At 34.6% G+C, this 1,656-nt stretch carries 1 protein-coding gene; it reads left to right on the forward strand.

The window, feature by feature from the left end; genetic code table 11:
- Window positions 1-424: 424 nt before the first annotated feature.
- Window positions 425-1,656, forward strand: a 1,232-nt coding sequence (locus AC1DTM_RS25505; protein ID WP_477001192.1) for an MDR family MFS transporter, incomplete at its 3' end; no start/stop codon positions are given.

A 1,656-nucleotide genomic window follows, 5' to 3' on the forward strand; every position in this document is an offset into this window, starting at 1 on the left:
ACTTTATTCTGCCTCTCGATGCAATAAACTACACTAAGAAAAAATATTGAGCTTGTTACAAACCATTTTAAATTTTTCTTTTCCTTTTATCCTATTCGACAATATAAAGAAAAAACCATTTTTAATAGGTTGACACAGGTTATTCTTTAATTAAATATTTTTTTACAATTTCCTTCCGTAACTACATAAAAAAATAAACTCTTACTCTCTCTTTTCGTCAATATAATAAAATACTTTGGCTTAAGAAAACATTTACCTTTTAGTCAAATTTGACTATAATATAATTTATGATTTCCATCCTTTATATCATGTCAATGCAATTTTTTATAAATGAAGAGGGAACGATACAAACTGTACATAAAGTTTGTACGCATTGCACTAAAAAACTTAAGTTAGTTTAATTTTCATTAAAGGAGGGCTATATTTGGAAGCACAACTTTCAAAAAAAGATTCAAGTAAAACAAAATTTGTTGTTGCTGGTTTACTACTTGGTATTCTAATGGCAGCAATGGATAACACAATCGTCGCAACTGCGATGGCAACGATTGTCGGAGACTTAGGAGGGTTCGACAAATTCGTTTGGGTCACATCTGCCTACATGGTAGCAACAATGGCCGGAATGCCTATATTCGGTAAGCTTTCTGATATGTACGGGCGGAAACGTTTTTATATTGGCGGACTAATTCTTTTCTTATTCGGTTCTGCACTTTGCGGGACAGCATCAAGTATTGAACAACTAAGTATTTATAGAGCCATTCAAGGAATTGGTGGCGGAGCTCTTATGCCTATCGCATTTACAATTATGTATGATATATTCCCGCCTGAAAAACGCGGAAAAATGACCGGACTATTTGGTGCTGTTTTCGGAACATCTAGTGTTTTCGGACCTTTATTAGGTGCTTACATTACAGATTATATAAGTTGGCACTGGGTCTTCTATATTAATATTCCATTAGGACTTATTTCCTTCTTCTTCATTACTAAATACTATAACGAGTCTCTAGAATATAGAAAACAAAAAATTGACTGGGCTGGTGCCATTACACTTGTCATTAGTATCATTTGCTTAATGTTTGCCCTAGAACTTGGTGGTAAGGAATATGCATGGAACTCTAATGTGATTATTGGTTTATTTTCAACTGTTATTATTATGCTTATTATTTTCTTCTTCGTAGAAAGAAACGCAACCGAGCCTATTATTTCTTTCCATTTATTTAAAAAACCTTTATTTGCAGCTAGCCAAGGTGTTGCCTTTTTCTATGGCGCAGCTTTTATCATCTGTACAGTTTATATTCCAATCTTCGTTCAAGGTGTTCTCGGTGGTTCAGCCTCAAATGCTGGATTAATTTTGACACCTATGATGGTAGGATCTGTAATTGGAAGTCAAACTGGTGGACAGTTAGCTTCACGAACAAGTTATCGTAACATCATGATAGTATCTGGAGTTTTCTTCGTTCTTGGTATTTATTTACTAAGTACTTTAACAATGGAAACACCTCGTACACTCGTAACAATGTTTATGGTACTTGCTGGACTTGGAGTTGGATTCTCCTTCTCAGTTTTAAGTATGGCATCTATTCACAAACTAGAAATGAGAGATCGCGGTTCTGCTACATCAACAAATTCATTCTTCCGTTCACTCGGTATGACTCTTGG

Source organism: Bacillus sp. P4_D3, assembly GCF_056401855.1.